The following is a 26,418-nucleotide window of genomic DNA, read 5'->3' as shown; positions in this document are numbered from 1 at the left end:
CAACCCTAATAAAAAATTAACAGCAATGGAATTTAAAGAAATAGCAACTGTAGCAGGAAAACCTGGCTTATATAAAATTTTAAAACCCAGCAGAAGTGGCGTCATCCTCGAATCCATGGATGAAAAAAAGGGGAAGTTAGTAGTAGGAGCAAGCCACAGAGTCTCGATACTAAGTGAAATTTCCATTTATACCATGAATGAAGAAGGGGCCACATCTTTGGAAGAGGTGATGAAAACAATAGAAAAGGAGTTTGACGGTGATTTGGGCCTTACTACAAGTGCAGATCCAGATGAACTGAAGGCTTTTCTGAAGCATGTTCTGCCTGACTATGATGAGTCCAGGGTTTATTCCAGTGATATCAAGAAACTGGTAAGCTGGTATAATATCCTAAGGAAATATAGTCCGGAATCACTTCAGGACTCCAGTTCTAAAGACGAGTCCATTTCTGAAGAAAAGGATGAGAATACCGAGGATTAATAGATAGTGGGTATACCATTATGAGAGCTGCCTGTAATATGTAAACGGGCAGCTCTTTTCATTATGATATATACTTATTGTATTTTACCAAATTGATCACGCGATTCACCCTGATGAGCAGGTCAGTAATTAATTGATGTAGATTTATAAAAAATGAAAGGGGATTTTATACATTGATTTTAAAAATCTTTTATAGCTATATAGCAAAATTTGTTTTTATTAAATAATGCTCTTAATCCATTTCTTATAAAAGCCAACTGTTATAATAGTAGATTAATTACTTACATTTTTGGATGGAAAAAATATAGTTCTAGTGGCTTAAATGTTAATTTTTTTGTTAGGTATCGTAAAACACCATATTTTGTTTTTTAATTATTTGCGCAAGAAAAATAATCAAAAATGGGATTTATATAATAATTTTTGTAGTTTAGCAGTCAGTTTAAATCTTCAAACTTAATATTGTGATAAAGGAGTTGAATAGGTTATTTCATCTGCAATAGCAATATTCTGTATATGGGCATAAATTATAAGGTCTGATTCATGTCAGATGACAGGCTATGTTGTTTTACAGAAAAAGCAGTTATAACGATCAATTAACACAGGTGTCTTTATATATGCCATTATTACTTTTTAAGGGAATATGAATAGAATACTAGATAACATAGAGCGGATTTCATCGACGGCTATAAAGCTCCATATACAATATTATCGGAGATTTAACAAAGTCCCTAATTTGTTTTTTCCAAAGACATTTATGGAAAAGCTATATAGCAGGATCATGAACCCATTGCCTATATTTTCTCAGTTAGCTGACAAAGTAGAGGTAAGAAATTATGTTAAAAGAGTATTGGGCCCTGAGTATTTGATCCCTTTATATGGAGTATATGACAGTTTGACCGAGGAAGATTTAAATGAACTTCCCTCTTCTTTTGTGCTGAAGGCTAATCATGGTGCAGGATTTTATAAAGTAGTAGCAGATAAAAGCCAAGAGTCGATTTCTTCATTAGTGAGTGAAGCTAACCATTGGCTTTCTATCGATTATTCCAAGCGGTATTTTGAAAAACATTATGGCCAGATTATACCGAAACTTATAGCTGAAAAAGCCCTATTGGTAGAAGGTAAATCGCCTACAGATTATAAAGTTCATGTCTTCAACAGGCCGGAAGGGGAAGAAGATTATCTGTTCATACAGGTAATGGCAAAATGTGGAGGTAAAATGCAAAATGCCTTCTTTTTGGAATCATGGGACCCTGCTCCTTTTAAACTGCGAAGAAAGGGAGTAGGAGATATAGAGAGTCCAGAATTATTAGCCAAACCTGCGATTTTAAATGAACTGATTAATGCGTCTAAAGTTTTGGCTAAACCTTTCAGTTATGCCAGAGTCGATTTTTATATATATGAAGGCAAATTATATTTTGGAGAGATCACTTTTTCACATGCTGCCGGTAATATGAACATAGAACCGGAAATATGGAATATGGAACTTGGAAAAATGTTTAGTTGGCCAGACAGATTCAGTTTGTAAAGTAACCGGTATGCCTTTTAATAAGTTGATCCAACGCTTTAAAAGCAAGCTTCCCTGTTCAGTTATGATGTTTATTAGATATCGTAAACGGTTCAATAAGTTTCCGAATTTATACATGCCTAGTTCCTATTCAGAGAAAATCTATTGTAGATTATTCAATCCATTGCCCGTATTCTCAGATTTAGCTGACAAGTTAAAGGTTCGGGGTTATGTAGAGAAAATGATAGGTAAACCCTATTTGATACCCATATATAACGTTTTTGATGAATTGACCTTGAAAGATTTGGAGGCATTGCCCAATTCATTTGTTTTAAAGGCAAATCACGGTGCGGGTTTCAATAGGATAGTTGCAGATAAAAAACAAGAAACCACGCTGACCCTCGAAAACATGGTTTCCGAAGCCAATGAATGGTTACGGATGGATTATTCTAAAAGGTACAATGAAAGGCATTATTTGATGATAGCACCAAAGCTATTTGCTGAAAAGGCATTACTGTCTGAAAATAAGCCCCCCCTTGATTATAAGGTACATGTTTTTAATAACCAAGATAAAGATCCTTTCGTTTTTATTCAACTGATGGAAAGAAACGGCGATATGCTCAAACATTTTTTTTATTTGGAAGACTGGAGGCCGGCACCGTTTAAATTTGTTAAGGCAAATGTGTCAGAAATAGATTCAGTGCAAAATTTAACTAAACCTAAAAAGTTGAAAGAATTGGTAAGTGTCGCCAAGAAGTTAGCGAGCCCTTTTAGCTATTTGAGGGTTGATTTGTATCTGTTTGAAGACAGGATATACTTCGGGGAAATGACAGTTACCCCAGGTGCTGGTAGTGTTAGCCTAAGCCCTACTTCTTGGGATAAGAAGTTAGGCCAAATGTTTGATTGGCCTGAGAGGTGCCGGCAAAATATAACTTAAAGTAACGGTAATAAAATATACTCGAGGTGGTATAAGTTTTGTAAGCAGGTATTTTCTATAATAGTAACTGATAGGCTACCATAAATGGATTGTTGCCTGTAATATAGAAATAACAGCTTTTGAAAATGAAAATTAACCAGATTATGTATGGTATAGAACGCCGCTCCCCCCAAGCGTTAAAGCTGTACCTTCAGTATTACAGAAAATTTCATAAATTTCCCAATTTCCTACATCCCAAGACCTTTACGGAGAAGCTTTATTGTAGACTGATTAAACCTTTACCTATATTTTCTGAATTGGCCGATAAAGTCAGGGTTAGAGAATATGTTAAATCCGTGATAGGTGAGCAATATTTAATACCAACTTATGGGTATTTTGAGGAGATTACTGAAAAGGATGTCCAGCTTCTTCCGGATAGCTTTGTACTAAAAGCTAATCATGGTGCAGGTTTTAATATGGTCATTAAAGATAAAAGTGTAGAATCGATTCCTGATATTGTGGAACAAGCTAATGAATGGCTTAAAATTGATTATTCCAAAATCTATCATGAAAAACATTATCAAAATATAAATAGGAGACTGATCGCTGAAAAAGCACTTCTTAAGGATGGCCATTCACCCGCTGATTATAAAATCCATGTGTTCTCAGGACATGATGGAGAACCTCCGTATATTTTTATACAGGTAATGGATGAAAGGACTGTAAATATCAAGCAATCCTTCTATTTGGAGGACTGGACAGAAGCGCCTTTTAGAAGGGAAGGATCTGAACCTATCACCAATAAAGAACTTTTGAAGAGGCCTGAAAAACTGGCAGACTTGCTTACTATTGCTAAGAAATTAGCCAATCCATTTGCGTATGCCAGAGTTGACCTCTATCTTTTTGAAAATACTATTTATTTTGGAGAGATGACATTCTCCGGGGCAGCAGGTAATTTAAGAATGGAACCTGACTATTGGGATGAAAAATTAGGGGAAAAATTCAAATGGCCCGACGAAGTATTTATGCCGCATTAATTTAAATAAAAAGTCTCCCTCAGGAGACTTTTTGATTTTGGGTCGGTGTTAATTATTGAAATTTTTCTGTGAAAGCTTCTTTTTTACCATTTAAAAATGATTCAGCTTCCTGGACCAAATCCCTGGAACCTATGATAAGTGGGGTCCTCTGGTGGAGGCTGGTCGGTACCATATCCAGTATCCTATCTATGCCGTTTGTGGCTTTTGCTCCAGCCTGCTCAGCGATAAAAGCCAGAGCATTGGCTTCATATAAAAGCCTCAGTTTTCCTTGAGGATTATTATCTGTACCTGGGTATATATATATGCCCCCTTTAAGTAAGTTTCTGTGAAAGTCTGCTACTAAACTGCCAATATATCGGGCACTGAAGTTTTTCTTTTTACAATCACACACAAAATTTCTCAAACCTTCTGCCATTTGGTAATATAGTCCTTCGTTTATACTATATACGTTTCCGGTTTCCGGCGCTTTAATGTCCGGATGAGAAAGGAAAAATTCACCCAGAGAATTTTCATAGGTAAATCCGTTTACCCCATGGCCTGTAGTATACACCAGCATGGTAGATGATCCATACAGGACATAGCCAGCGGCTACTTGCTTATTTCCTGGCTGCATCACATCTTCAGGTTGTATAGGGCTGCCCAGCGGTGTGACCCTTCGGTAAATGGAAAATACAGTCCCAATGGAAATATTTACATCTATGTTGGATGAGCCATCCAATGGATCTATGGCTACTACGTATTTTCCGCTGTTGTTTTGAAGATCAATGACCTCATCATCTTCTTCAGAGACTACGGCACAAACCTCCCCACCTTTGGTCAGGGCTCGTGTAAAACGTATATTAGCTACCACATCGAGTTTTTGCTGTTCTTCACCCTGTACATTGGTCTGGCCAAATGCCCCTCCTATATTTGATAAGCCGGCCCTATTGATTTCTCTATTCACTATCTTTGTGGCCAAAGCTATATCCCTTAAAAGTTGTGATAACTCTCCCGAGGCAAAGGGAAAATCATCTTGTTTACTTTTGATAAATCTGTCTAAGGTTATTCCTACTGAATACCCCAAAGCTGAATTGTCTTGTATGTAAGGCTTAGTACGCATATATTTGAAAAATCCTATTATTGGTTATTGGTTCACTTAAATTACAACAATAATTTATATGTCAAAAACATTTGTATTCAAATTTGGTGGAGCTGCAGTAAAAGATGCTATGGGGTTCAAAAACCTGTATAACATTTTAAACAATCGATTGCGAAATCCCCCGATAATTGTAATTTCGGCAATTGGTAAAACAACTAATCTGTTAGAAAATATTTTAAATTTGAAATATGAACAAAAAGATTATTCTTCAAATATTACAATTGTAAAAAACCTTCATATGGAAATTTGCCACGATTTATTTGAGGATGGTCATTTGATTTTTGCTCATGTAGATAATCATTTTGCTCATCTGAAGCGGATAATGGCCAGGGGATTTAAAGGAAGCGATAAGGATGCTTTCTATGACGAGGTGGTAAGTTTCGGAGAGCTCATTGCTACGAGGATGGTTCAAGAGTATTTATGTGACCAGAAACTATACTGCTTATGGCAAGATGTCCGAGAGCTTATATTTACAGATCAAAATCATAGAGACGCCAAGGTCAATTGGGAAAAAACTTATCAAAACTGTCAGAAAATTCTTTTGCCCAAGCTAAAGAAGTATCCAGTGGTGACTCAGGGCTTTATAGCATGGAGTGATTCAGGCTATCCTACCACCCTTGGTAGGGAAGGATCGGATTATACAGCGGCTATATTAGCTGCCTGCACAGCGGCTACTTCTGTGACTATATGGAAAGATGTTCCGGGAGTTTTAAATGCAGATCCAAAAAAAAATGATTTTACAGTTCTGTTCCATGAAATAGACTATCACCAAGCTGCAGAGATGGCCTTTTACGGGGCCAACGTTATCCATCCCAAAACCATAAAGCCCTTGGCAAATAAAAGCATCCCTTTATGGGTGAAGTCATTTTTGGAACCTGATCAAAGTGGAACTTTAATCACTAACTCCTCTTTAAAGCCTGAAATTCCAACTATCATTACAAAAGAAAACCAGGTTTTGGTCACTTTATGGGTGAGAGACTTGACCTTCATCAGCGGGGAACACCTTCAGTATGTTTATGGATTGCTGAACAAATTAAAGCTGAAGATCAATTTAATACAAACATCCGCAGTCAGCATATCCATTTGTATTGATAAAGAATTTTTCAATATTGAGCTATGGAAAAGAGAAATAAAAGGAGAGTTCCAGTTCAAATACAATGTGGGCTTACAGCTGTTGACTATTTTACATTATACCAGAGAACTTATAGAACTACATGAACAGGGGCGAGAAATTCTCCTCGAGCAGCGAACTAGAACTTCATATCAAATCGCATACCTCGAAAAAATGGTGGATACTGCTATGTCTTAAAGTAAAAGCCTGACGGTTTTTTCAATTGGTGATAGATAGCTTTGCCCAAAGAGATTGAGATGAACAAGTAAAGGATAAAGGTTGTATAATCTAACCCTATCATCAAAGCCAGGCTCAAGAGGAAATACATCGTGATAGGCATCGTAAAAGCCGCTTTCAAACCCTCCAAACAATTTTGAAAATGCCAGGTCTACCTCTCTTTGACCAAAGTAAATGGCCGGATCGATCAGCGCCGGACCGCCAGAGCCGGATCCCATTACATTGCCTGACCATAGGTCTCCATGTAATAGTGAAGGGATTTCGTTAGGAAATATTGATGGTAGTTTATCATATATTCCTCTGAATCGTTCCATAAATGCTTTTGTTATGAGCCCGTCATAAAAAGCCTTTGTTAGCATAGGTTCCAATCTAAAGGAAATAAAAAATTCGCTCCATTTTTTTTTCGGTGTATTGATCTGGGGAAGATGAGAGATATAATTATCATGGTCCATGCCAAAATTCTTAGCACTGACCATGTGTAGCTGTGCTAGCCCATATCCTAAATCTTTCCAGAAATCAGGGGTTTTCCTACTGTTTGGAATCCACTCAGTGATGAGGTAGTTCAGGTCATCTAATTTTCCAAAGCCGTATACAGATGGAATATGTAAGGAAGTTTTGGGCTTCAAAAATTCCAGCGCCAATGCTTCTTTTTCAAATATGTCAGGGTGTTCCGAATAATTTGTTTTAAGGAAAAAGTCACCCCCGCCTGTAGATAAGAATATTGCCTGGTTTAAATTACCGGCAGCTACTAATTTTACCTCATGTATTGTGACAGGGTTACCTAATACTTCTAGGAGTATTTTGTGATATTTATCCTGCTGATCAAACATGGACCGCTTCCTTCATTATTTTGTCAAGGAGTTTATCTATGGCTTCATCCAGGATGGTATACATATTATTGAAATCTTCTTCCACTCCATAATAGGGATCGGGCACTTCTACAGGAGATTTGCATTCTAGGTCGCATAACATATAAATTTTTGGGTGGTCGAGGCCATTTGCATCCATGTATTCATGCACTTTTTTCATATTCGATTTGTCCATTACCAGCAAGTAATGGAAAGTCTTAAAATCCAGCTTGTTAAGCTGGCGTCCGCGGTGATTCAGGCTGATGTTGTATTTATTTGCGCAGCGGATAGTCCGTTCATCGGGGAGTTCTCCGATATGGTAATCTGAAGTCCCACAGCTATCCGCCGAGAATCGGTTATTTAATCCGCGCAGGTTTATCTTGTGGTTAAATATCGCTTCCGCTAAAGGGGATCTGCAGATATTTCCCAAACAAATAAATAAAACTTTGATCATAATGACGAACTTAATCAGAAGGTCTCTGGTCGAGAAATAGTTTAATATAGAAAATATAAGAAGCTTTCTGTACAAGCAATGCCAATCAGGTTAAACCGATGCAAGATTAAATTTACAGAATTTCTTTTAAGTTTTACTTTGAAAAATAAATTTTCAATGATTTTTTTTGAATCATAAATTTTTTTAATTTTGTGGAACGATTCTTTAATGAGAATCATTCTCTGTAGCAAATGAATATTAATAAAGTAAAAAACATCATTTCAGAGAGTGGATTAAAATTTACCCATCAAAGGATGGTGATTTATAAATCCATAGTAGATGCAGAAAACCATCCTACAGCTGAACATGTTTTTGATTCCATAAAAACCCAAAATCCCTCGATTTCTTTAGGTACGGTCTATAAGACCTTGGATACCTTTGTCAATGCTGGTTTGATCCAGAAATTCGTTGATAACAAAGGTGTGATGAGGTTTGATGCAATATTGGAAGCACACAGCCACATCTATTGCAGGAAGACCAATGAGATATCTGATTATCAAAATAAAGCATTAGAACTTATGCTAAAAGATTTCTTTGAAAAGCATAAAATAGAGGATTTTGAAATCGATGAAATATCCATCGTGATCAAAGGCCAAAAAGTACAATAGAATATATTATTTATACAAAACCAAAAAATTAAATTTATGTCATTAGTAGGAAAAAAAGCTCCAGTATTTAAAGCAGCAGCAGTAATTAACGGTGAAGAAATTGTTGAAAATTTCTCATTGGACCAATATCTGGGCAAGCAGGATGTTATTTTCTTCTTTTATCCAAAAGATTTCACTTTCGTATGTCCTACAGAAATTCTTGCATTTCAGGAAAAATTGGCTGAATTTGAGAGAAGAGGAGTAGCAGTAGTAGGTGCGTCTACGGATACTGAGGAGTCTCATCTGGCATGGTTGGGCCTTCCAAAAGACCAGGGCGGTATACAGGGAGTAACCTATCCTATAGTAGCTGACCCGGCTAAAACTATTGCCCATAACTTTGGCGTATTGGCAGGTGAGTGGAATTATAATGAAGAAGGAGAGTTGGTTTATGAAGGAGCTCCTGTAGCTTACAGAGGTTCATTCTTGATCGACAAAGAAGGTAAGGTTAGACATGAAACGATCAATGATCTTCCTTTGGGAAGAAATATAGATGAAATGATCAGATTAGTGGATGCATTACATCACGTAGAGAAATTCGGTGAAGTATGTCCTGCTAACTGGGAAGAAGGTAAAGAAGGAATGCAGGCTACCAAAGAAGGTGTAGCGGCATATTTAGGTAAAAACTAATTTAAAATTTCCTCAGCAATACAGCCCCGACCACGTCGGGGCTTTTTGGTTTTATAGAAATTAGGGATAAGTCTACAATTATAGGATCCTTCTGAGTATTTTTGCTATCAATGAAGGTATTTTATGATTTTATCCTAAGCGGTTTTTCTTCAGTATCAGGCTTAATCAAAGTGGTTTCGCCAAAAATGAGATTATTCGTAGAGGGGAGAACTGCGCTTTTTGAGCATTTACACTATTTTGCTGCCCATCATAAAGATATTGTTTGGTTTCATGTGGCATCCTTAGGCGAATATGAACAGGCCAAACCCGTCATCGCTAAACTCAAAGAAAAAATGCCTGGGCATTCGGTTCTGCTCACGTTTTTTAGCCCATCCGGCTATGAAAATGTCATAAAAAAACCTCAGGCCAATGTGGACTTCATTTCTTATTTGCCTTTGGATACTCCAGTGAATGCAAAAAAATTTATAGACCTGGTAAATCCTAATGCTGTTTTTTTTGTGAAATATGACCTTTGGGCTAATTTGATCTTGGAAGCAAAGAGACAGAATATACCACTCTTTCTTTTCTCTGCATCATTCAGACCAGATCAGGTATATTTTAAGTATTATGGAGGGGTTTTTAGGAAAATATTAAAATCATTTGACCATATTTTTACCCAAAACCAGACATCAAAGGACCTTCTTACTACTATAGGTTATCCCTTATCCTCCCTTACAGGTGATACCAGGTTTGATAATGTACATGCCTTAAGCCAAAGCCCAAAAATTTTCCCAGAAATAAAAGAATGGATTAATGATGAAAAAGTGATGGTAGTAGGCAGTGCCTGGCAGGAAGATATGGATCTGCTCCTTACTTTGATTAATTCTGATGCGCCTTATAAATATATCATTGCTCCACATGATATTAATATAGAAACGATCCGTCTGTGGCAAGAGGCAATTAAAAGCAATAGTAGCCTCTATTCCACGCTGATATCAAAGGAAGAAAGTAAGGTGCTTTTTATAGATAATATAGGCATGCTTTCTTCATTGTTTCAATATGCAGATCTTGCCTATATAGGAGGGGCCTTTGGAAGAGGCCTTCATAATATTCTGGAGCCTTTGGCCTTCCGTGTCCCTGTTATCTTCGGGGAATTAAAAATAAAAAACAAATTCCCCGAAGCTGGTATAAGTCTACAGTATGGGTGTGGTTTTCAAGTTAAAGATTCAGATGAACTAATAGAAGTGGTAGATCAGCTTCTGATAAATGAGAGATATGATAAAGCAAGTAATGCTGCGGGAAAAATGGTGATGGATAATTTGGGTAGCGCAGAGAAAATTATGGCACAGGTAATGATACATTTAAATCAATGAAGGGAAGAGTAACCAAATCTACAGGGAGCTGGTATCTGGTAAGGGTAAAAGATGAGGAAATCAAATGCCGTCTCAGAGGCAAATTCAAACAAGATGACCTTAAATTAACCAATCCTGTATCTGTAGGAGATTATGTAGAGGTAGAGAGAGAGGCAGATCAGCTGACTGCAGTGATCACAGAAATTTTTCCCAGAGAAAATTATGTAATAAGAAAGTCCACCCGAAAATCTCATTTTTCTCATATTATTGCGTCTAATATTGATCAGGCATTTCTAGTGATCACATTGAGAAGCCCCAGGACTTCATTGGGTTTTATAGATAGATTTCTGGTAAGTACCGAGAGCTTTAGGATTCCGGCCACCTTGGTAGTAAATAAGATGGACCTGGCCTACAAAGATAAAGACCTTGATTTTCTCCAGGACATCAGAGAGATCTACGAACCTTTGGGCTATCCGGTTCTGGAATTATCAGCACTCAAGGAGTCAGGTCTGCTTGAAGGTCTGGCACCTTTACTTATCGGGAAGACGACATTATTGTCCGGACATTCGGGTGTAGGGAAGTCCACATTGCTCAATAAGCTGATTCCAGGCGCAAACCAGGCTACCAAAAATATATCCAGTTTCACCACTAAAGGCGTTCACACGACCACATTTGCGGAGATGTTCAGCTTTGAAGGCAGTGGCTATATTATAGATACGCCCGGAATTAAAGAATTTGGGATTTTGGATATAGAGGACCAGGAGCTTTCTCATTATTTTGTAGAAATGAGAAAATATTTAGGTCAGTGTAAGTATAATAACTGCAAACATATCAATGAGCCTGGGTGCATGGTTTTAGAAAAATTGGAAGATGGATATATTCACCCTTACCGGTATGATAGTTATGTAAATATTATGAACGAAGAAGACACTTACAGATAAGTTTTTTTATACATGAAGAATAAGTGAATGGTTGAACCTGGCCATAGAGAGGGATTAAATAAAATCTGCAAATCTTTGAATCCCGCCACAATCTAATTAATTTTCATTTTTAATTCGGTATTATACCTACAAATATGAGTGACACAAACACATTGGTTTTAAACCATAAGCAGATTCTCCAGAAGATCACCCGGATAGCTTATGAAATATACGAGCGGAATATATCTGCAGAAGCAGTGGTATTTGCTGGTATTTCAGGTATGGGTAATTTATTTGCTTCGCTTCTTGCAGATAGTTTACGTGAAATTTCCCCATTGAAAGTAGAACTCTTGGAGGTAATGCTGGACAAAACAGCTGTGGTACAAGGTGAAGTGATACTTTCTGAAGATATTGATTTAAAAGACAAATGCCTGATTATAGTAGATGATGTGCTTAATACAGGCAAAACACTAGCTTATGCACTAAAACCTTTTTTGGAAATACCAATCAATAAAATGGAAATAGCAGTACTTGTAAACAGAAGCCACAAACTATTTCCCGTAACACCTGACTACACAGGTTTTGAACTTTCTACCACATTGAGTGAGCATATAGAAGTAGACCTATCTAAAGATCAATATACCGTACATCTTCACTGATTATGTCCATACACCAATCATCCAATATAAAAAGAATCACCACCCATACCCTCCATGAAATGAAGGGCAGAGGGGAAAAAATTTCAATGTTGACCGCTTATGATTATTCTATGGCCGGCATAGTGGATGCCGGTGGGGTAGACATCATACTGGTAGGAGACTCAGCATCTAATGTAATGGCTGGACATGAAACCACCCTGCCCATCACGCTGGATCAAATGATATACCATGCTACTTCCGTCGTAAGAGCGGTAAGCAGAGCATTTGTGGTGGTGGATATTCCATTTGGAAGCTATCAGGGCAATAGTTCTGAAGCCTTAAGGTCCGCCATCCGTATCATGAAAGAATCTGGTGCGCATGCTGTCAAAGTAGAAGGAGGTGCAGAAATAAGTGAATCGGTCATGAGGATCTTGAGTGCGGGGGTGCCGGTGATGGGACATTTGGGCCTGACTCCACAGTCTATTTATAAATTTGGCACTTATACCGTACGTGCTAAAGAAGATGAAGAAGCAGAAAAGCTATTGGAAGATGCTAAAATACTCCAGGAATGTGGCTGCTTTGCTTTAGTGCTGGAGAAAATTCCGGCAAAATTAGCCAAAATGGTAGCTGAAACAGTATCTATTCCTGTAATAGGTATAGGTGCCGGCCCAGATGTAGACGGGCAGGTATTGGTGGTCCATGATATGTTGGGGATCACCCAGGAATTTAAACCGAGATTTTTAAGACAATATGCTGATCTCAGGTCACAGATGCTTAAAGCTGTAGAAGAATACATCGATGATGTGAAGTCCCGGGATTTTCCCAATGAAAAAGAAAGTTATTAAATTGAAACCATAAGGCCTATGAACTGATAATAATATAGTATAAGGTATATACTGTATTATTATTAGTCATTATGCTGATTACCCTTAGGTAAGGAATAGGAATTTTAAATTGGTTATGGATCCCATTACTCCGCATTAGGACGATTCCTCCATTTCGCCAAACCAGACTACTGCATACTCCTTAAATATACCTATACCTATGGCTTTCCATTCGGCGTCTTTAAACGGCCCCAGGTTCGCTATGACAGCGTGATGGCCGGGACTTTTTTTCCATACTTCTAAGGCATGGTCAGGAGTGGCTTTGGCAGAATGCCAATAGGCTATCTCATATCCGGGGCTGTCGTATCCGGCTATTTCTTTAGGCTTATCCCACATACAGCTGGCTCGTTTGTGGTCATCTGTATAGCAGCAGTCGGACCAGGGGCCATTTTTTGACCAGCTGTGCATATTGCATTTTTTTCCCCGGGAAAAATTTTCCTGTAAATCCTTTGCGTGGGCCTGGGCTACTTTGGTAAGTTTGGGAGAATGAGTCACTGGAGGTAAATTTCTGGTAGTGCGGTATTCATTTATTATCTTCATTAGTTCCATTTCCTCGGGGCTAAGCACATCAGCCGCAGGTCCATCACTATAATGATGAATTAGTAGGGATAGTATAAAGGCTATAAACAGGTTAACGGGCATAATTTTTTTTTAATATTTCTAACTTTCTATACACAAACGCCAATTTTGGTTAAATGATCTATAGGAGATAGAATTTATTCATTTAAAGATCTATTTACTATTCCCCGATAAAATGCTTATTTTTAGCCACAATTTTAAACCTTTAAAAAATAAGGTAAGCGTACATTGTTTATTTATATAGCACTTAACTTAAACCCGACAAACAGTTTGTCGGCTGAGCTTAGAATTTTAGATAAAAAAAGATGACATCAAAAACTCCAAAAATCCTTTATACACTTACGGATGAAGCTCCAGCTTTAGCTACTTATTCCCTATTGCCTATTATCAAAGCTTTTACAGGGTCTGCAGGGGTGGTAGTAGAAACCCGTGATATTTCACTTTCGGGCAGAATCATAGCTTCTTTTCCGGAATTTCTAAATGAAGACCAGAAGATAAATGATGATCTGGCAGAATTAGGTGAAATCGCTAAAACACCTGAAGCCAATATCGTAAAACTTCCAAATATAAGTGCTTCCATTCCACAGCTGAAAGCAGCTATCAAAGAACTTCAGGTGCAGGGATATGCATTGCCAAATTATCCTGATGAACCGCAAAGTGAGGAAGAAAAGTCTATACAGGGAAGGTATGATAAAATAAAAGGAAGTGCTGTAAATCCAGTTTTGAGAGAAGGTAATTCGGACAGACGGGCGCCACAGGCTGTAAAGCAATATGCTAAAAACAACCCCCACAGTATGGGGAAATGGAACAGTGAGTCTAAAACCCATGTATCCAGTATGACTGGGGGAGACTTTTATGGAAGTGAAAAATCACTTACTTTATCAGAAGCAGGTACAGTGAACATAGTACTTAAAGCGGAGAACGGAGATACAAAAATACTTAAAGAAAAACTCTCTTTAAAAGCAGGCGAAGTTATAGATGCGTCCGTTTTAAGTGTGAAAGCACTAAGATCATTTTTGGAAGAGCAAAAGGAAGATGCCAAAAATCAGGGCGTCTTATTTTCTCTTCATATGAAAGCGACCATGATGAAGGTATCGGACCCTATTATTTTCGGCCATGCGGTTGAGGTGTTTTTTGCTCCTGTCTTTGAAAAGCATGGGGAGGAATTAAAGAGCCTAGGTGTGGATGTGAGAAATGGTTTTGCTGATCTGGTGAATGCCATCCAGCAACTTCCAGATGATAAAAGAAAGGCAATAGAAGCAACAATAGATAACTGTTATGCATCAAGTCCTGATCTAGCTATGGTAAATTCTGACAGGGGCATCACCAACCTGCACGTACCTAGTGATGTGATCATAGATGCATCTATGCCTGCCATGATCCGTTCATCTGGCCAGATGTGGAACAAAAACAATAAGCTTCAGGATACCAAAGCAGTAATACCTGACAGATCATATGCAGGGGTATACCAAGAGACGATAGATTTTTGTAAGCAACATGGTGCTTTTGACCCTACTACAATGGGTAGTGTTCCTAATGTGGGACTGATGGCGCAGAAAGCAGAAGAATATGGGTCGCATGATAAAACATTTGAAATACCTGATGCAGGTACAGTAGAGGTAGTAAACGATGCTGGAGAAGTGCTTATAGCACATAGAGTGGAAAAAGGCGATATCTGGAGAATGTGCCAGACCAAGGATGCCCCTATCCAAGATTGGGTAAAATTAGCTGTTAATAGGGCCAAGGCTACAGGGGCACCGGCTGTTTTTTGGCTGGATAAAGATAGGGCTCATGATGCAGAACTGATCAAAAAAGTCCACCAATACCTGGGTGATCATGATACTGATGGACTGGACATACAGATCATGAGTCCTGAGCAGGCTACTAAGTTTACATTAGAAAGGACAAAAGCAGGAGAAGATACTATATCTGTGACCGGTAATGTGTTGAGGGATTATTTGACAGATTTATTCCCTATTTTAGAATTAGGGACCAGTGCAAAGATGCTTTCTATAGTACCTTTAATGAACGGAGGAGGTCTATTTGAAACCGGGGCAGGAGGATCAGCACCCAAGCACGTACAGCAGTTTGTGGAGGAAGGGCATTTGAGATGGGACTCACTGGGAGAGTTCTTGGCATTGGCGGTTTCTTTGGAGCATCTTGGCAATACATTCTCCAATGAGCGGGCAATAGTCCTGGGAAAGGCACTGGACAAGGCTACAGGAAAGTTTTTGCAGAATGACAAATCGCCTTCCAGAAAAGTAAACGAACTGGATTTAAGGGGAAGCCATTATTACTTGGCCATGTATTGGGCTGAGGCTTTAGTAGAACAGGATCAAGATCCGGATCTTCAGGAAGATTTTGAAGAAGTAGCGCAGGCATTTATTGATCAGGAAGCAGATATTCTAGCAGAACTGAACGGAGCTCAGGGCAAATCAGTAGATATAGGAGGGTATTATAAGCCCGATGCAGATAAAGCATCACGTGCTATGAGGCCTAGCCGCACCTTTAACAGTATATTGGAAATGATAGGAGAATAAAAAAAAAGCCGGATATTCCGGCTTTTTTTTATTTACAGTTTTTTGATTCTGATGTTTCTGAACCATACATCATCACCATGATCTTGTAAGGCTATTTTTCCTTCTTGGTATTTACCAAAACCTTCCCAGTTTTTAAATTTACTGTTGGCTACCATTTCATTCCACTGATCATCCCACATGGTGGTAGACACGGTGTGGACGCCATTAAGGTAAAAATCAAGTTTGCCATTTTGTGATATTATTTCTGATTTATTCCATTCGCCCACAGGGTTGGAAGCTTCTTCACTTGATTCTATCAGATCATAAAGGTCTCCTGATCGGTGCTTCGTGATTTTGGCATCAGGATGTCCATCATTGTCCAGAATCTGCATTTCAGGTCCTGTGTGATAGGGAGCACTATATTCTTCAGTTTCCTGAACATAAAACAAAATCCCACTATTTCCATTTTCCGATATTTTCCACTCTAGTTCTAGGTGAAAATCAGAATAAACTTCATCTGTCACAAGATCGCCGCCTTTTCCGGCAGACGCATCGAAATGTAAAACTCCATCTGATACTTTCCAGGCCTCTCCTATACCCTCTTGGTTATAGCTGGACCATCCACGTGTAGACTCACCGTCAAAAAGATCGATCCAATCAGAATCCCGGGTCGAAGTGGTTTCCTGTTCCTCTTCGTTAGAGGTGGTATTACTGGGTTCACATGCTGTTGCTATAAGTGCAATAGCCGCTATTGATAAATACGTATTTTTAATCATCATCTATTTTCTTAGCAATAGTACATAGCGCACCATCTGCTGTGCATCTTCTTCTGATAGGCTTGGATGAGCAGGCATAGGGACATTTCCCCATTCCCCTACAGTACCTTTGATTACCCTGGAAGCTAATAAGTTTACATTTTCTGAGGTGTTTTCATATTTCTCAGCTACCTCATTATAGGATGGGCCTACTATTCTTCTTTCAGCCATATGGCAACTCGGGCAGTCGGACTCCTTTATAAGTGCCAGTCCTGCTATATAATCTGGATCATCACCATACCTTTGTTCCAATGATTGTTGCGGCTGGTTTTGTGGTAGTGAGGAGGTGGTTTCTTTACTGGCCTCTGTACCTTCTCCTCCGCCTCCTCCACAGGCATACATTACGGATGTTAGGGCAATGATGCCAAGACTTAAAGGTTTGAAAAATTTCATATAGTATTTGTTTGGTTAGTAATACAAGGTAATAAAATTTGAAATATTAGACACACAAAGGTTGCTTAGATGTGCCATATCAGTTTTTAAACGGTAAACTCTGTCCATTTTTGGTCTGATTTTCCACTTTCGATTACATGGTGTACAAATGCCATGCCCCGAAGGCCATCAGTAGCTCCTGGGATGTCAAGCCATGCTTCATCAGGTTGTTTACCCTGACGTTGTGCTTGTATGGTTCGCGCAAAATTTCTATAAAGGTTTGCAAATGCTTCCAAATATCCCTCTGGATGGCCCGCCGGAGTTCTTGTGTTGGCCTGTGCATTATGGCTCAGGTAAGGGCTTCCAGCTCTATAGATCTGGTCCGGCTGATTGTGATGTCTTATAATGAGGGTATTGTTATCTTCTTGTTTCCATTCTAGGCCTGCCTTGTCTCCATAGATTCTGATATTGAGGTTGTTTTCTGCCCCTGTTGCTATCTGTGTGGCGATTAATGTCCCTGATGCCCCATTATCAAATTTCAAAAGTACGTTTCCATCATCATCAAGTAACCTGCCTTCTACTTTTGTATTAATATCTGCACATAATTTAGAGAGTTTTAATCCGGTTATGTATTCAGCCAGGTTAAAGGCATGTGTTCCTATGTCACCCATACATCCTGATTTACCGCTTTTTTTGGGATCAGTTCTCCATGAAGCCTGCTTGTTGTCTTCACTTTCCAGCATTTCTGTAAGCCATCCCTGAGGATATTCTACATATACTTTTCTGATATTTCCGAGTATACCATCAGCTACCATTTGTCTGGCCTGCTTTATCATGGGATAGCCGGTATAGGTATGTGTTAGGCAAAAGTGTTTGCCACTGGATTTTATTTTATCGTATAAAATACGGGCTTCCTCTAATGTCAGGGTCATTGGTTTATCCAGTACCAGGTGGTAGCCATGCTCGAGCGCTTTCATGGAGGGGTCAAAATGGACATGGTTTGGAGTGACTATGCTCACAAAATCCATTCTTTCCTCTTCTGAAAGCTGATTTTCTTTTTCAAACATTTCATCATATGATCCATAAACTCTATTGGGATCCAAAAATAAGGATTCCCCTGCCGATCTGCTTTTTTCAGGATCGCTGCTGAATACTCCCGCCACGAGTTCTATTTCACCATCCATATTGGCTGCTATTCTATGAATAGCGCCAATAAAACTGCCAGGTCCGCCACCGATCATTCCCATTTTGAGTTTTTTGTAAGCCATATTCTTTATTATTGTGGTTGATCTTTTTATATTAATTCGTTTTGTTATAATTTCTCTTATAATAGTTAATATTGGATAATTTTTTTCTCTCACCAAATGGTATCGGTGATTTAGTGTCTCAATATTATATGAATGGTAAAAATAAAATGATCAGGAATTGCTTTCTTACCATATTGTTTGGATTTACTAATTTAAGTGATTAATGTTAGAAAATGTTTGTAAATTCAGTATTAACTTAAACTTATAATAACCTTCTTTGACCCTATGACTACTGGTATTAAGATTAGATTATCTTTCATGATGTTCCTTGAATTTTTTATTTGGGGCGGTTGGTTTGTGACATTGGGGACCTTTTTAGGTGCTACTTTACAGGCATCAGGTACACAGACTGCAGCGGCATTTTCTACCCAATCATTTGGGGCTATCATAGCACCTTTTATAATTGGGCTAATAGCGGACAAATATTTTAATGCAGAAAAGATATTGGGTTTCTTGCATCTGATAGGTGCCGGATTGATGTTTATGATGTTTAGAGCAGAAGATTTCACCCAGTTTTATCCTTATGTATTTGCTTATATGGTGGTCTATATGCCTACTCTGGCTTTAGTAAATTCCGTGTCCTTTAATCAGATGCAGGATCCTGCGAAAGAATTTGCTGTTATAAGAGTATGGGGGACTATAGGCTGGATATTAGCCGGATTACTTATCAGCCTTCTTTTATGGGATAGTACAGAAGGACTTGCTGCGGGAGCCCTTCGGAATACCTTTCTAATGTCAGGCATAGCATCTGTCGTTCTGGGACTCTTCAGTTTTACTTTGCCAGCTACACCACCTAAAATAGCGACGGGCGAGAGGTTGAAGATAAGTGAAGTACTCGGCTTAGATGCCATTAAACTTTTGAAAGATCGGAATTATTTGATATTTTTCATTTCCTCTATCTTAATATGTATTCCACTTGCGTTCTATTACCAGAATGCAAACCCTTTCCTCACCGAAGTAGGGCTGCCAAATCCCACCGGGAAGATGACTATAGGACAGGTATCGGAAGTGCTTTTCATGTTATTGCTGCCTCTTTTCTTCACTAAGTTTGGGATCAAAAAAACATTGCTGGTCGGAATGATGGCATGGGTGGCCCGATACGCTTTATTTGCATTTGGAGATGCGGGCTCCGGCGTATATATGTTATTGATAGGGATAGCACTACATGGTATCTGTTATGACTTTTTCTTCGTTTCAGGTCAGATATACACTGACTCAAAAGCAGGTCCACGGTATAAAAGTGCCGCTCAAGGTCTTATCACCTTGGCAACCTATGGCGTGGGCATGCTGATAGGTTTTTGGATAGCAGGGTTGGTGTCTGACCATTTCCTTTTAGCAGATCAGACCCACGATTGGAAATCGATTTGGATGATCCCTTCAGGTATAGCGGTATTGGTGACCATACTTTTCGCTGTATTGTTTAAAGAAGAAAAGGTTGAAAAAGAAGAACTTATAGAAAAGGCTGTGTAATGGGAGATTCTAGAAGAAATGTGCTAAAGAAAATGCTGGCAGGAACGGCACTGTTTTCTGCCTTGCCTTTTGTAGATGTTAAAGCAAAAAATGAAATGAGATTAAAAGGCAATATAAATCATGCTGTCTGTCAGTGGACATTTGGACATTTGTCATTGGACGAATTATGTATTACGATCAAAGAGCTTGGATTTAATGCAATCGATCTGGTGGGGCCTGGTGGATGGGATACACTGAAAAAGCACAATGTTCACAGTTCTATGTGCAATGGGGCAGAGATCAACCTCATCCATGGTTTCAATAATAAAACGTATCATAGGAAACTGGTGGACAATTATACTGCAATGATCCCCCAGGTAGCCAAAGCTGGATATAAAAACCTGATATGCTTCAGTGGAAACAAAGATGGGATGGATGATGAAACTGGATTGAAAAACAGTGTGGAAGGGTTAAAGAAAATTCTTGGCTTGGCTGAAAAGGAAGGGGTAGTACTTCAGATGGAATTATTGAACAGTAAGGTAGACCATCCTGATTATATGGCGGATAACAGCAAGTGGGGAGTTGAACTATGCAAAAGGCTGGATTCTGAAAACTTTAAACTGCTCTATGACATCTATCATATGCAGATAGATGAAGGAGATGTTATCAGGACCATAAAGCAAAACCACCAATACTATGGACATTACCACACTGCAGGTAATCCTGGAAGGAATGAAATAGATCACCGTCAGGAACTAAACTATCCAGCGATAATGAATGCTATAAAGGATACAGGATTTGATGGATATGTGGCTCAGGAATTTATTCCCAAGGCCGGTAATAAAATAGCATCACTGCGTGAAGCTATAGAAATATGTGATGTTTAATATAAGAATAGAGGATAGATAATTTATGGCAAATCAAGAATATGATGCTATAGTCGTTGGGTCAGGTATCAGCGGCGGTTGGGCGGCAAAAGAATTGACGGAAAAAGGGCTTAAGGTCCTGTTACTGGAAAGAGGACAGAATGTAGAGCACGTAAAGGACTATCATACGGCTACTATTGGACCTTGGGAGACTAATTATAGAGGAAGAAGATCGGTAGAAATGATCGAAAATCATCCTGTACTTAGAAGGGATTATGTATTGAATGAGCTGAATGTAGACTGGTGGGCACATGAATCTGATTCACCATATGTGGAGGAAAAGCCTTTTGACTGGTATAGAGGATACCAGGTAGGGGGAAGATCTCTATTGTGGGGACGGCAGAGCTATAGACTGGGTGATATAGACTTTGAAGCAAATGCCAAAGAAGGCATTGCGGTAGACTGGCCTATCCGGTATAAGGATTTAGCCCCATGGTACAGCCATGTAGAAAAATTTGCCGGAATATCTGGAAGTAGAGATGGATTGGCACAACTCCCTGATGGCGAATTTCAGCCTCCTATGGATATGAACTGTGTGGAAAAAGATGTTGCCGCCAGGGTAAAAGACCATTTTAAAGGTTCACGCCATGTGACTATAGGGCGAGTGGCGAATATCACACAGCCGCTAGAGGGTAGGACTAACTGTCAGTATAGGAACAAGTGCTGGCTTGGATGTCCTTTCGGAGCATATTTCAGCACTCAGTCTTCCACACTCCCTGCTGCTATGAAGACCGGGAACCTTACTCTCAGGCCATGGTCTATTGTGCATAAGCTGATTTATGATAAAGATTCACAGCGAGCCACTGGTGTAGAGGTATTGGATGCTGAAACCAACCAGACAGTAGAATATAAAGCTAAAATTATATTCTTATGTGCTTCAGCTTTTAACTCCACAGCCATACTGATGAGGACAGCTACAGATATATGGCCGGAAGGACTTGGCAGTAGTTCCGGGGAGTTGGGGCACAATGTAATGGATCATCATTTCAGACTAGGAGCAAACGGTAAGGTGGAAGGGTTTGATGATAAATATTATTATGGAAGAAGGCCTACAGGTATTTATATACCCAGATTTAGGAATATTAATGGGGATAAAAGGGATTACGTAAGAGGTTTTGGGTATCAGGGTGCTGCCAGCAGACAGGGTTGGAGCAGGGAAATAGCAGAAATTAATTTCGGGGCTCCCCTTAAAGACGCGATCAGTGAACCAGGGCCATGGAGCATGGGCATCACCGCCTTTGGTGAAATTCTTCCTTACCATGAAAATACGATTAAGCTAAGTCCTGATGTTAAAGACAAATGGGGGATGTCAGTACTGGTAATGAATGCTGAAATCAAAGAAAATGAGATGAAAATGCGTCAGGATATGATGAATGATGCTGCCGAAATGTTGGAAGCAGCCGGTCTCAAAAATGTATCTAAATTTGACAGCGGATATACCATGGGCCAGGGGATACATGAAATGGGAACTGCCAGGATGGGCAGAGATCCTAAATCCTCCGTTCTAAATGGTAATAATCAGGTATGGGACGCTAAAAACGTATTTGTTACAGATGGAGCAGCGATGACTTCTGCGGCTGCTCAGAACCCTTCCCTCACCTACATGGCCATGACTGCCAGAGCGGTGGACTTTGCGGTAAGAGAATTAAAAAACAGAAACCTATAATACACATATATTATGGCAATGAATAGAAGAGATGCGCTGAAAAATATGGTGCTCATGATGGGTGGGACTATGGTCGGTGCCAACGTCATCCTTACTGGATGTGCTCCTGAAGATAGGATAGAGGGCCTGGATTTTTCTGATAGTGAAATAGCCTATATGGATGAAATCGGAGAGGCTATCATCCCTACTACGGATACTCCAGGAGCTAAAGCTACGGGAATAGGAGTCTTTATGGCTACTATGGTAAGAGAGACTTATAATAAAGAGCAACAGGAAACCTGGATAAGGGGCTTGAATGAAATAAGGGACGGCTTTAAAAAGGAGATGGGGAATGATTTTATGAGCGGCACTGTAGAGCAGAGAACTGAATATCTCAATAGTCTGAACCGGAAAGGAAGAGACATAGAAAATGAAGACGGGCCCCAGTACATCAATATGATGAAAGACCTGACCTTATTAGGCTATTTTACCTCGGAAATAGGTGCTACCCAACAGCTGAGATACGTCGAAACCCCTGGTAGATACGATGGTTGTACAGATTACACTGTAGGAGATAAAGTCTGGGCAATTTAACTTAACAGGCTTCCTAATATCCTAAAGTTCCTTAGTTTTTTATTTAATAAATTATAAAAATGAATAACAGAAGAAAATTCCTCAAATTGGGAGCGGTGATGGCTAGCGGTGCCTTTTTGCCATTTCAATTCTGCAGTAGCCCAGAAGGGAAGTCTGCATTGGTTAACAATAATGCAGGAAGGGGGCTTTCCAATATAGGGATCCAGCTATATTCTGTAAAAGACCAAATGGACGAGGATGTGAGGAATACGCTAGAAAAAATAGCCGCTTATGGGTACGATACGATAGAGGGTTATGACGGAGGCAAGGGGATCTTTTGGGGTATGCAGCACAGAGCTTTCAAGGATATGACATCAGATCTAGGCCTTAAATTTATTTCGACTCATGCCAATGTATTTGAAGGTCTGGAGCAAAAGGCATCTGAAGCGGCAGAGATTGATTTAAAATACCTGATTTGCCCTTACGTAGGTCCACAGGAGAGCATGGACGATTTTAAAAGATTAGCCGATGAATTCAACCGGATAGGACAGGTTTGTAAGGACAAGGGCATAAGGTTTGCCTATCACAATCACGGTTATACCTTTGAACCCTTGGAAGGTGAAATGCCACAAGATTTTCTTATGGAAAACACTGATCCGGAACTGGTATATTATGAAATGGACTTCTATTGGGTAGTAGTACCTGGCCATGATCCAGAGGCCTATCTCAGGAAATACAGTGACCGGTTTAAGCTGGGCCATATCAAAGACAGGAGAAAGGACGCCTCACCAGGAGAGGCTGATGCCTCTACAGAGTTAGGTACTGGTATGATAGATTTTCTTCCTATTATCAAAACTGCCAAAGAAAATGGAATGGATTATTTCTTTGCCGAACAAGAAAGATTTGACAATATTACTTCTATGGAGAGTGCAGAAAAGAATGCTCAATATTTGAAGAATGTAAAAGTAAGTTAATATATATTTTAAATATTAATTATTAAAACCATCCTAAACGGGATGGTTTTTGCTTTTAACCTATATATGTTAAATACAGGAAAGTCCTGAGCCTGAACTTTTCAGTACCCCACCCAGTTGTTTAATTATGATTTCATACATTTTAGCACATATTGTTTTGCCCACCTCTATAATATTGAGCCTAATGCTGAGTGATCAATTGTCAGATAATAAAGAGAAAGATTTACCTATGCCTACCACCAGCGTGACCGAATATGTAGATTTGGAGCAATATGCGGTCAATAAAGTAATTCCTGATGAAATCAGAGATGTAACATTGTTGGCACTTTCACATTTTCCTGAATTAATGGAGGTAGAAATTGATTTTGACTTTAAAAAGAAAATTAGAGGGTCAGTGATGCAAGCTCAGCCAAAAGTTGGCTCACTGCTTTTTAATAGTAAAAGCAATAGGAAATACCGCATAAATATTAGCAGATATCTTGAACTGGATGATGAATGGCTTCCAATAGAAGAAGTTCCTGAAAATGTCCTGTTGGGATGGATTGGTCATGAACTGGGACATATCATGGATTATCTTGATAAATCCAGATTGGGCTTAATTTCTTTTGGGGTGAGATATGTCACCTCTAATGCATTTGTTACCCAAGCAGAAATTACTGCAGATAGTTATGCTGTAGCGGGTGGATTGGGTAATAACCTGGTAGATACCAAAAACTTTATATTAAACCATGACCGCCTCCCGGAAGAGTACAGGAACAAGATCCGGGACCTATATATGTCCCCCGGTGAGATCATGACCCTGGTAGATGTGGAAGAGGATGATGATGATGATGAAGTGGAAAATGCTGAAAAATGATGGTACTACAATTATGTTCTTCGTACTGTTTTCCTAAATAACAACATTAATTATACACTTAACCAATGTTTTATTATTTAGCTGACGATCTATTTGTGGTTTATGAATAGGCATATCCATGCATTTGTATTTAAAAATATTTACGGTAAATTTTTTTTGAAAATCATAAAGGCAATTTAGATACAAATCACTCTTTTTTTTATAAAATAAACTTACAGTTATAGCTATTCCGAATTGATAAGATAATATAAGTCACTATGCTGTGACCATACATATAATATGACATACTTTTATAAAATGGCATTTTCTAGGATACAGTGATAGAAGTGGTTTTGGAGAAGTCATTTTTTTATGATTACAATTTAGTAAGACTATTTTTTTTAACATAGCCTTTACGGTTTTCCCATTCTATTTCGTACCATATATCTTTAGTGGAGTTTACTTTAACACGGTGACCGGCATCCACTTTTTTAATGAGGTTACCTCCTGCCGTAGGTTGGTCCATGATTAAGGTAGGGCTACCGGTGATGATGGCACGCTGAGGTGTATGCAAAAAGTTATTGGAAAAGAAGATGAGCAATATAAGAATAATGCTGGGTACAAAATAGCGAGGTTTATCGGCTCTTTCTTTAAATTTTATAATGAACCCGAGAGATAGCAATAGACATAGAATCAAGAATATGGTTATTTTCTCTCTTTGGTCTGCCAGAAGCCGGAAGAATTGTTCACCATCTGAAACCGTGTATCCTACAAGATTAGTCTGTTCTGTTAGGGCTTTGATTTTATTGGTTATTCTTTGATTGGGATTGTAATCGTAATATTTGCTCAGGTAAAGGGTAGTTTTAGGATAATCGCCCATTCCTTCTGTGATAAATGCCATTTTCAGCAGCATGCTTGGCGTATAGGATTGCTCTTCATGGAGCAAGTTTTCATAAATTTCCAAGGCTTCTTTGTAATTTTGCGTTTTGAACAAAGAATCTCCTAAATTTAAGTTTTTGGTATTTGCTTGACAATTAATGATTTGTGTAATCATCAAAAAAAATATTAGAAATTTTGTAATAAAGATTGGCTGTAAGTTTTGCATTTTAAATAAGGTCGCTTAAATTTGCAGTCCAATTACGATAAAGATTTAGCAAAAAGCAAATCAAATTTCGTTAAAAATTTAAGTCGTATGGACTTAAGCTAGATGCGCTGCCAGAATATAAGGCATACACGTTGGATACTTTAATGAGGATATTTAAGGAGTCGATACAGGGAAATCCGGAGTCGATAACTTTAGTGTTTAGCTTTTTAGTTTTGATCGTGAGGCCAAGATTATAGGGTGATTGAAATAATAAAAATGATTCCGTAGCTCAGCTGGTAGAGCAATACACTTTTAATGTATGGGTCCTGGGTTCGAATCCCAGCGGGATCACAGTTTTGTACGCTGGTGTATTTGGACTTGTATAAAATTAAAGCTTCGGGGTGTAGCGTAGCCCGGTATCGCGCCTCGTTTGGGACGAGGAGGTCGTAGGTTCGAATCCTGCCACCCCGACAATTACGGTCCTGTAGCTCAATTGGATAGAGCATCCCGCTTTTGGGCGGGAAGGTTTCA

26 protein-coding genes and 2 tRNA genes are annotated in these 26,418 nt (G+C 38.9%); 20 read left to right on the top strand and 8 right to left on the bottom strand.

From position 1 onward, the window contains the following. The first annotated feature begins 25 nt into the window (after positions 1 to 25). From EL17_RS11620 to EL17_RS11605, 4 genes are all read left to right on the top strand, one after another. Positions 26 to 478, top strand: coding sequence for a DUF5606 family protein (locus EL17_RS11620; RefSeq protein WP_035074135.1), 453 nt, complete (start codon positions 26 to 28; stop codon positions 476 to 478). Between the two features lie 754 nt (positions 479 to 1,232). Continuing rightward, entirely contained in the window at positions 1,233 to 2,003 is a 771-nt protein-coding gene (locus EL17_RS11615; protein ID WP_051719964.1) for an ATP-grasp fold amidoligase family protein, read from the top strand. Positions 2,004 to 2,118: 115 nt separating this feature from the next. After that, on the top strand, positions 2,119 to 2,919 hold the full coding sequence (locus EL17_RS11610) for an ATP-grasp fold amidoligase family protein (protein ID WP_051719963.1): 801 nt from the start codon (positions 2,119 to 2,121) through the stop codon (positions 2,917 to 2,919). 125 nt (positions 2,920 to 3,044) lie between these two features. Next, positions 3,045 to 3,935, top strand: coding sequence for an ATP-grasp fold amidoligase family protein (locus EL17_RS11605; protein WP_051719962.1), 891 nt, complete (start codon positions 3,045 to 3,047; stop codon positions 3,933 to 3,935). A gap of 52 nt (positions 3,936 to 3,987) precedes the next feature. Here EL17_RS11605 and fbp read toward each other — a convergent pair whose 3' ends face one another. Further along, the gene (gene fbp, locus EL17_RS11600) at positions 3,988 to 5,034 is read right to left on the bottom strand and encodes a class 1 fructose-bisphosphatase (RefSeq protein WP_035074133.1); all 1,047 of its coding nucleotides are present in this window, start codon (positions 5,032 to 5,034) and stop codon (positions 3,988 to 3,990) included. A 58-nt stretch (positions 5,035 to 5,092) separates the two neighbouring features. Here fbp and EL17_RS11595 point away from each other — a divergent pair, with 58 nt between their 5' ends. Continuing rightward, entirely contained in the window at positions 5,093 to 6,382 is a 1,290-nt protein-coding gene (locus EL17_RS11595; protein WP_035074131.1) for an aspartate kinase, read from the top strand. Here the strand turns inward: EL17_RS11595 and EL17_RS11590 are convergent. Then, complete coding sequence (locus EL17_RS11590) at positions 6,379 to 7,251, bottom strand: fructosamine kinase family protein (RefSeq protein ID WP_035074129.1); 873 nt, start codon at positions 7,249 to 7,251, stop codon at positions 6,379 to 6,381. The genes EL17_RS11595 and EL17_RS11590 overlap by 4 nt on opposite strands. Then, on the bottom strand, positions 7,244 to 7,723 hold the full coding sequence (locus EL17_RS11585; protein ID WP_035074127.1) for a low molecular weight protein-tyrosine-phosphatase: 480 nt from the start codon (positions 7,721 to 7,723) through the stop codon (positions 7,244 to 7,246). The genes EL17_RS11590 and EL17_RS11585 overlap by 8 nt, the downstream gene beginning before the upstream one ends. 230 nt (positions 7,724 to 7,953) lie before the next feature. On the opposite strand from EL17_RS11585, the gene EL17_RS11580 reads away from it, so the two are divergent. From EL17_RS11580 to panB, 6 genes are all read left to right on the top strand, one after another. Further along, a complete protein-coding gene (locus tag EL17_RS11580) occupies positions 7,954 to 8,370 on the top strand; it encodes a Fur family transcriptional regulator (protein ID WP_035074125.1) in 417 nt (138 codons plus the stop codon). A 36-nt stretch (positions 8,371 to 8,406) separates the two neighbouring features. Beyond that, the gene (locus EL17_RS11575; RefSeq protein WP_035074123.1) at positions 8,407 to 9,036 is read left to right on the top strand and encodes a peroxiredoxin; all 630 of its coding nucleotides are present in this window, start codon (positions 8,407 to 8,409) and stop codon (positions 9,034 to 9,036) included. 185 nt (positions 9,037 to 9,221) lie between these two features. After that, complete coding sequence (locus EL17_RS11570) at positions 9,222 to 10,388, top strand: 3-deoxy-D-manno-octulosonic acid transferase (RefSeq protein ID WP_240485982.1); 1,167 nt, start codon at positions 9,222 to 9,224, stop codon at positions 10,386 to 10,388. Continuing rightward, positions 10,385 to 11,308, top strand: a complete 924-nt coding sequence (rsgA, locus tag EL17_RS11565; RefSeq protein ID WP_035074119.1) for a ribosome small subunit-dependent GTPase A — start codon at positions 10,385 to 10,387, stop codon at positions 11,306 to 11,308. Before EL17_RS11570 ends, rsgA begins: the two co-directional genes overlap by 4 nt. Positions 11,309 to 11,442: 134 nt before the next feature. Continuing rightward, positions 11,443 to 11,946: a phosphoribosyltransferase family protein gene (locus EL17_RS11560; RefSeq protein ID WP_035074117.1), complete on the top strand. Its 504-nt coding sequence runs from the start codon at positions 11,443 to 11,445 to the stop codon at positions 11,944 to 11,946. 2 nt (positions 11,947 to 11,948) lie between these two features. Further along, entirely contained in the window at positions 11,949 to 12,770 is an 822-nt protein-coding gene (gene panB, locus EL17_RS11555; RefSeq protein WP_035074114.1) for a 3-methyl-2-oxobutanoate hydroxymethyltransferase, read from the top strand. Positions 12,771 to 12,905: 135 nt separating this feature from the next. On the opposite strand, the gene EL17_RS11550 is transcribed toward panB, so the two are convergent. Continuing rightward, positions 12,906 to 13,451, bottom strand: coding sequence for a CAP domain-containing protein (locus tag EL17_RS11550; protein WP_035074112.1), 546 nt, complete (start codon positions 13,449 to 13,451; stop codon positions 12,906 to 12,908). Between the two features lie 242 nt (positions 13,452 to 13,693). On the opposite strand from EL17_RS11550, the gene EL17_RS11545 reads away from it, so the two are divergent. Further along, a complete protein-coding gene (locus EL17_RS11545; protein ID WP_035074110.1) occupies positions 13,694 to 15,928 on the top strand; it encodes an NADP-dependent isocitrate dehydrogenase in 2,235 nt (744 codons plus the stop codon). 32 nt (positions 15,929 to 15,960) lie between these two features. Here EL17_RS11545 and EL17_RS11540 read toward each other — a convergent pair whose 3' ends face one another. The 3 genes from EL17_RS11540 to EL17_RS11530 all read right to left on the bottom strand — a co-directional run bounded on the left by EL17_RS11540 (position 15,961) and on the right by EL17_RS11530 (position 18,362). Further along, positions 15,961 to 16,686: a 3-keto-disaccharide hydrolase gene (locus EL17_RS11540; RefSeq protein ID WP_316932661.1), complete on the bottom strand. Its 726-nt coding sequence runs from the start codon at positions 16,684 to 16,686 to the stop codon at positions 15,961 to 15,963. Continuing rightward, positions 16,687 to 17,115 (bottom strand): c-type cytochrome, encoded by a 429-nt coding sequence (locus EL17_RS11535; RefSeq protein ID WP_035074108.1) that lies wholly within the window; start codon positions 17,113 to 17,115, stop codon positions 16,687 to 16,689. Positions 17,116 to 17,201: 86 nt separating this feature from the next. Then, entirely contained in the window at positions 17,202 to 18,362 is a 1,161-nt protein-coding gene (locus tag EL17_RS11530) for a Gfo/Idh/MocA family protein (protein ID WP_035074106.1), read from the bottom strand. Between the two features lie 264 nt (positions 18,363 to 18,626). On the opposite strand from EL17_RS11530, the gene EL17_RS11525 reads away from it, so the two are divergent. The 6 genes from EL17_RS11525 to EL17_RS11500 all read left to right on the top strand — a co-directional run bounded on the left by EL17_RS11525 (position 18,627) and on the right by EL17_RS11500 (position 24,824). Further along, the gene (locus tag EL17_RS11525) at positions 18,627 to 19,871 is read left to right on the top strand and encodes a nucleoside permease (RefSeq protein WP_035074104.1); all 1,245 of its coding nucleotides are present in this window, start codon (positions 18,627 to 18,629) and stop codon (positions 19,869 to 19,871) included. After that, the gene (locus tag EL17_RS11520) at positions 19,871 to 20,737 is read left to right on the top strand and encodes a hydroxypyruvate isomerase family protein (RefSeq protein ID WP_035074102.1); all 867 of its coding nucleotides are present in this window, start codon (positions 19,871 to 19,873) and stop codon (positions 20,735 to 20,737) included. The genes EL17_RS11525 and EL17_RS11520 overlap by 1 nt, the downstream gene beginning before the upstream one ends. Positions 20,738 to 20,762: 25 nt before the next feature. After that, positions 20,763 to 22,442, top strand: a complete 1,680-nt coding sequence (locus tag EL17_RS11515) for a GMC oxidoreductase (RefSeq protein WP_035074100.1) — start codon at positions 20,763 to 20,765, stop codon at positions 22,440 to 22,442. Positions 22,443 to 22,454: 12 nt separating this feature from the next. Beyond that, complete coding sequence (locus EL17_RS11510) at positions 22,455 to 23,015, top strand: gluconate 2-dehydrogenase subunit 3 family protein (protein ID WP_035074098.1); 561 nt, start codon at positions 22,455 to 22,457, stop codon at positions 23,013 to 23,015. A 59-nt stretch (positions 23,016 to 23,074) separates the two neighbouring features. Then, entirely contained in the window at positions 23,075 to 23,968 is an 894-nt protein-coding gene (locus EL17_RS11505) for a sugar phosphate isomerase/epimerase family protein (RefSeq protein WP_035074095.1), read from the top strand. 127 nt (positions 23,969 to 24,095) lie between these two features. Beyond that, positions 24,096 to 24,824 carry a hypothetical protein gene (locus EL17_RS11500; RefSeq protein WP_035074093.1) on the top strand — a complete coding sequence of 243 codons (729 nt, stop codon included), beginning with the start codon at positions 24,096 to 24,098 and terminating at the stop codon, positions 24,822 to 24,824. Positions 24,825 to 25,179: 355 nt separating this feature from the next. On the opposite strand, the gene EL17_RS11495 is transcribed toward EL17_RS11500, so the two are convergent. Continuing rightward, positions 25,180 to 25,857 (bottom strand): SH3 domain-containing protein, encoded by a 678-nt coding sequence (locus EL17_RS11495; protein ID WP_240485981.1) that lies wholly within the window; start codon positions 25,855 to 25,857, stop codon positions 25,180 to 25,182. 308 nt (positions 25,858 to 26,165) lie between these two features. On the opposite strand from EL17_RS11495, the gene EL17_RS11490 reads away from it, so the two are divergent. Together EL17_RS11490 and EL17_RS11485 are read left to right on the top strand one after the other, a co-directional pair. Continuing rightward, positions 26,166 to 26,238 (top strand) — tRNA-Lys (locus EL17_RS11490). A gap of 46 nt (positions 26,239 to 26,284) precedes the next feature. Further along, positions 26,285 to 26,358: transfer RNA gene (locus tag EL17_RS11485), tRNA-Pro, on the top strand. Positions 26,359 to 26,418: the final 60 nt, after the last annotated feature.

This window comes from Anditalea andensis (assembly GCF_000714815.1).
Lineage (GTDB): Bacteria > Bacteroidota > Bacteroidia > Cytophagales > Cyclobacteriaceae > Anditalea > Anditalea andensis.
The sequence above is the reverse complement of the archived record's forward strand: the minus strand, read 5'-3'. Positions and strand labels throughout refer to the sequence as shown.

What these genes read in the sequence shown, in the direction of transcription:
- EL17_RS11540 (WP_316932661.1), bottom strand. Translation starts at nt 16,686, where the DNA reads ATGATGATTAAAAATACGTATTTATCAATAGCGGCTATTGCACTTATA.
- EL17_RS11495 (WP_240485981.1), bottom strand. Translation starts at nt 25,857, where the DNA reads ATGATTACACAAATCATTAATTGTCAAGCAAATACCAAAAACTTAAAT.
- EL17_RS11525 (WP_035074104.1), top strand. Translation starts at nt 18,627, where the DNA reads ATGACTACTGGTATTAAGATTAGATTATCTTTCATGATGTTCCTTGAA.
- EL17_RS11500 (WP_035074093.1), top strand. Translation starts at nt 24,096, where the DNA reads ATGATTTCATACATTTTAGCACATATTGTTTTGCCCACCTCTATAATA.
- EL17_RS11535 (WP_035074108.1), bottom strand. Translation starts at nt 17,115, where the DNA reads ATGAAATTTTTCAAACCTTTAAGTCTTGGCATCATTGCCCTAACATCC.
- EL17_RS11515 (WP_035074100.1), top strand. Translation starts at nt 20,763, where the DNA reads ATGGCAAATCAAGAATATGATGCTATAGTCGTTGGGTCAGGTATCAGC.
- rsgA (WP_035074119.1), top strand. Translation starts at nt 10,385, where the DNA reads ATGAAGGGAAGAGTAACCAAATCTACAGGGAGCTGGTATCTGGTAAGG.
- EL17_RS11620 (WP_035074135.1), top strand. Translation starts at nt 26, where the DNA reads ATGGAATTTAAAGAAATAGCAACTGTAGCAGGAAAACCTGGCTTATAT.
- EL17_RS11505 (WP_035074095.1), top strand. Translation starts at nt 23,075, where the DNA reads ATGAATAACAGAAGAAAATTCCTCAAATTGGGAGCGGTGATGGCTAGC.
- EL17_RS11615 (WP_051719964.1), top strand. Translation starts at nt 1,233, where the DNA reads ATGGAAAAGCTATATAGCAGGATCATGAACCCATTGCCTATATTTTCT.
- EL17_RS11570 (WP_240485982.1), top strand. Translation starts at nt 9,222, where the DNA reads ATGAGATTATTCGTAGAGGGGAGAACTGCGCTTTTTGAGCATTTACAC.
- EL17_RS11575 (WP_035074123.1), top strand. Translation starts at nt 8,407, where the DNA reads ATGTCATTAGTAGGAAAAAAAGCTCCAGTATTTAAAGCAGCAGCAGTA.
- EL17_RS11605 (WP_051719962.1), top strand. Translation starts at nt 3,045, where the DNA reads ATGAAAATTAACCAGATTATGTATGGTATAGAACGCCGCTCCCCCCAA.
- fbp (WP_035074133.1), bottom strand. Translation starts at nt 5,034, where the DNA reads ATGCGTACTAAGCCTTACATACAAGACAATTCAGCTTTGGGGTATTCA.
- EL17_RS11520 (WP_035074102.1), top strand. Translation starts at nt 19,871, where the DNA reads ATGGGAGATTCTAGAAGAAATGTGCTAAAGAAAATGCTGGCAGGAACG.
- EL17_RS11585 (WP_035074127.1), bottom strand. Translation starts at nt 7,723, where the DNA reads ATGATCAAAGTTTTATTTATTTGTTTGGGAAATATCTGCAGATCCCCT.
- EL17_RS11560 (WP_035074117.1), top strand. Translation starts at nt 11,443, where the DNA reads ATGAGTGACACAAACACATTGGTTTTAAACCATAAGCAGATTCTCCAG.
- EL17_RS11530 (WP_035074106.1), bottom strand. Translation starts at nt 18,362, where the DNA reads ATGGCTTACAAAAAACTCAAAATGGGAATGATCGGTGGCGGACCTGGC.
- EL17_RS11550 (WP_035074112.1), bottom strand. Translation starts at nt 13,451, where the DNA reads ATGCCCGTTAACCTGTTTATAGCCTTTATACTATCCCTACTAATTCAT.
- EL17_RS11510 (WP_035074098.1), top strand. Translation starts at nt 22,455, where the DNA reads ATGGCAATGAATAGAAGAGATGCGCTGAAAAATATGGTGCTCATGATG.
- EL17_RS11545 (WP_035074110.1), top strand. Translation starts at nt 13,694, where the DNA reads ATGACATCAAAAACTCCAAAAATCCTTTATACACTTACGGATGAAGCT.
- EL17_RS11610 (WP_051719963.1), top strand. Translation starts at nt 2,119, where the DNA reads ATGCCTAGTTCCTATTCAGAGAAAATCTATTGTAGATTATTCAATCCA.
- EL17_RS11580 (WP_035074125.1), top strand. Translation starts at nt 7,954, where the DNA reads ATGAATATTAATAAAGTAAAAAACATCATTTCAGAGAGTGGATTAAAA.
- EL17_RS11590 (WP_035074129.1), bottom strand. Translation starts at nt 7,251, where the DNA reads ATGTTTGATCAGCAGGATAAATATCACAAAATACTCCTAGAAGTATTA.
- EL17_RS11595 (WP_035074131.1), top strand. Translation starts at nt 5,093, where the DNA reads ATGTCAAAAACATTTGTATTCAAATTTGGTGGAGCTGCAGTAAAAGAT.
- panB (WP_035074114.1), top strand. Translation starts at nt 11,949, where the DNA reads ATGTCCATACACCAATCATCCAATATAAAAAGAATCACCACCCATACC.